Consider the following 2,996-nt stretch of genomic DNA (forward strand, 5'->3'; position numbering starts at 1 on the left):
GGTCGCGGACGTACGCCGCCAACCTGCCGGGCTCGGCCTCGCCGTCGGAGGAGAAGGCGATGTCGTCGATGATCCGGACGCCGTGGCCGAGCCGGTCGGCGCCACACCACTGGATCGCCTGCCAGATTGACGGCAGGCCGAAGGCTTCGCCGGCGTGGGTGGTGAAGTGCGCGTTCTCGCGCTGCAGGTACTCGAAGGCGTCCAGGTGCCGGGTGGGCACGCCACCACCCATCGCCAGCCTCCGGACGAGGGAATTCCGTGCCGGGTTATACGCCTCCGTGGTGGTGCCCCGAGAGTACGTCGTGCGCGTCGGCTTATCGGCCCACGCAAACCCCGCATCCGATGACGACTACGTCTGGCAGGACCAGCGGCTCCTTCGAGCTCACGAGCCGAATGACATCTGCATCGCTGACGAGTGGCCCTCCCTGAACAGGGGCGAGCCTCGCCACACCTTCATCAAGATCAAATACTGGAGTCCGGACGTCTTCTATCTGATGGGAGACGTCAACGACGACCCACCCGGGTGGGAGGAGCTCAAGGCGCAGATATCCAACTGGTGGAGGTGCCCCACCGACCCTTTGGAGAGCTACGTCGTAATCAACGACCAACTGAGCGGGCGAGGGCATTGGGAAATACGCGCCCGGATCTTGTACCCCGACGAATTTGCCGAGCACCCCGAACAGCGATGAAGCCCCGCCGGACTTTCCCGATGTAGAGGTCGCTCCCCGCCAGGTCACGACCGGCAGGGGCAGGGACCGGTACTGGGGGAGTCGTGCCGGTGGTGGCCTGCTCCTCGGCCGCATCGATCGGCGTCAGCACGGTCTCGCCGCCTCCGCCAAGGTCGCCCCACGTCTGCATTTGCCTCACCCACCAGCTATGCCGGTACGGCAGACCTGCAGGAACGCGCGAGAGGAACCTGGCGACGGCGTCGCCGAGCAGGGCGTCGAGCTCGGGATCGCTGGTGTTCGGCCCGAAGTCGGAGATCGCGGTGCGTGCTTCGGTGGCCCAAGACGATGGACGCGCATGTCACTGCCGAGGGTGAATGCGATCCCGGTGCGTCTGAAGATCTGTTCGATGTCGTCCTGGAACTGCTCCTGGCCCGGTGTGAGCGGACCGTCGATGAACGGGTCGCGCTCCCTTGTGTCGAAAGAGTAGTGAGGGTGGGCAAAGCCCCAGGTGTGGCCGCCGGTGAAGCTCGGCTTGTCGATGTGGAGAGCGACGAAGTCGATCACGTCCAGGGCGGTAGTGGTGTCTGGCATCCTGTCCGTGCCGCTGCCCGCGCTGCGGTACTGGCCGAAGCGCAGGCGATGGGACATGAAGGTCAGCGAATCTTGGTGGTCACGGTGGCGGGCGCCGGCGCCTTGACCGACACCTTGCCGCCCCACCCCGTGTAACGGCTGTCCACGGTGCTGGTGTAGGTCGTCCCGTCATCGGCCAGTGCGTAGGTGGACCTCACCCGGCTGACCAGGCCCGCCGAGGACAGGGTGAGCGTGTAGGAGATCTTCACGCCGTCGTGCTCGTTGCCGAGCCTGGCGGCGGACACCCAGGCCGAGACCGCCTTGAGCTCCTTGACGGTGATCGAGCCGGAGACGGTGTCGCCCTTGGTCGTGCCGTTCTTGAGCAACCGGGCCAGGGTCTTCACCTCGGCCGGGTTGATGAACTGCGACCACGAGTCGGGCATGCCGCGGTTCTTTTCCTTGTACCAGGTCTTGCCCTCGGGCAGCAGGCGGCCGATCAGGCCGCCGGAGTAGTAGCCGGTCTTGCCGATGCCGATGACGCGTTGCTGTTCGTCGCCGTCCTTCATGGTGATGTCGAAGGCGGCGACGTCCTTCTTGCCGAACTGGAAGACGCCCTTGATGTCGCGGGCGCCCCGCTCGTCAGTGCCGTCCGTCCACGTGACACTGCCGGTGAACCGCACGCCGTGCCCGGGCACGATCGTCGCGTTCAGGGCCTTGACCGGGTCCTTGGGTGCCGCGTGTACGGGCAGCGCGGGCACGGTCAGCGCGGCCAGGGCCGCCGTTGCGAGGAGTGCTTGCTTCATGCCAGGTGATCATGCCGGACAGAGGTGACAACCTGGAGCCCTAGGTCGTCCGCGACCGCGCATCGTTATCCCGATGATGCAGGCGATGCGGGGAGCGCCACCGTGCTCGGCGCGTCGGCGGGTCTGGCGCGGCAGGTCGTGGACGGCGGCGATCGGGAGGCGGGTGTAGCGTTCCCCCGCCGCAGCCATGCCATGCGTTTCCTTACCGGGCGTCGTAGTACTCAGCGGCGGTGTCCTGGAGACGGATGGCGAACTGGACGATGTGGTCGGGTAGGGCGTTCGGGGGACAGGGGTTCGGGGCGCTGGCGGCCACGATGGCTTGTCCCAGGTGCAACAGGGCCTCGACCTTGGCCAGCTCGTGTTTACGCAGACGCTCGGGGATCGGCTCGTTGCTCGTCGCGTCTTGAAAGGCGTCCCAGCGCACCATGTCGGCCGCCGGGATGGCCGGCGGCGGACCGAGGTGCTTGTCGTGGATGAGGGAGTGGCGCCAGGCGTGGGCCAGATCGGTGAGGGACAGGATCGTCGGCTCCAACATGTTGGCGATCATCGCGGCGGCGGTCTGGCACAACAGTTCTCGGGCAAAGTCGTCGTTCGCAGTGGGCATGGTCATCTCCTCGGGGTGTTGACGGCGGCAGTCACGTTGTCGAGCTCATCCTGAGGACGGGACAGTCGCCGGTAGAAGGCACGTTCTCGGTGAAGGCGACGTCAGAGCGGGATGCGGCGTAGGTGGGATCGCCCTGGGCAAGGCCCAGCATTCGATGTCGAACTCACCGTGACGTGCTGCTCGTCATGCCGACCGGTGGCGGCAAGTCGGCCGTCTACCAGATTCCCACGCTGCTGCTCGACGGACCCACGATCGTCGTCTCGCCGCTCATCGCGCTCCAGCGTGACCAGGTGACCAGCCTGCTCAAGGCCGACGCGGGCGGCGCCGTGGCGGTGAACTCGACCACCTCCG

At 66.7% G+C, this 2,996-nt stretch carries 5 protein-coding genes and 1 pseudogene; 2 read left to right on the plus strand and 4 right to left on the minus strand.

The annotated features are described in order from the left end of the window. A pseudogene (locus EJK15_RS68615) lies at positions 1-235 on the minus strand (adenosine deaminase); the annotation flags it as partial. Here EJK15_RS68615 and EJK15_RS68620 point away from each other — a divergent pair. Beyond that, on the plus strand, positions 213-689 hold the full coding sequence (locus EJK15_RS68620) for a hypothetical protein (RefSeq protein WP_138720823.1): 477 nt from the start codon (positions 213-215) through the stop codon (positions 687-689). The pseudogene EJK15_RS68615 and the gene EJK15_RS68620 sit on opposite strands and share 23 nt — an antisense overlap. 174 nt (positions 690-863) lie before the next feature. On the opposite strand, the gene EJK15_RS68625 is transcribed toward EJK15_RS68620, so the two are convergent. The 3 genes from EJK15_RS68625 to EJK15_RS68635 form a co-directional block, all read right to left on the minus strand. After that, positions 864-1,316 (minus strand): hypothetical protein, encoded by a 453-nt coding sequence (locus EJK15_RS68625; protein ID WP_138720824.1) that lies wholly within the window; start codon positions 1,314-1,316, stop codon positions 864-866. A gap of 5 nt (positions 1,317-1,321) precedes the next feature. Then, positions 1,322-2,041, minus strand: coding sequence for a hypothetical protein (locus EJK15_RS68630; RefSeq protein ID WP_138720825.1), 720 nt, complete (start codon positions 2,039-2,041; stop codon positions 1,322-1,324). 202 nt (positions 2,042-2,243) lie between these two features. Beyond that, positions 2,244-2,645: a hypothetical protein gene (locus EJK15_RS68635; RefSeq protein WP_138720826.1), complete on the minus strand. Its 402-nt coding sequence runs from the start codon at positions 2,643-2,645 to the stop codon at positions 2,244-2,246. A gap of 185 nt (positions 2,646-2,830) precedes the next feature. On the opposite strand from EJK15_RS68635, the gene EJK15_RS68640 reads away from it, so the two are divergent. After that, positions 2,831-2,996 (plus strand): DEAD/DEAH box helicase (locus tag EJK15_RS68640; protein WP_338089981.1); only part of this gene is annotated, 166 nt, incomplete at its 3' end.

It is taken from the genome of Nonomuraea basaltis (assembly GCF_005893125.1).
GTDB lineage: Bacteria > Actinomycetota > Actinomycetes > Streptosporangiales > Streptosporangiaceae > Nonomuraea > Nonomuraea basaltis.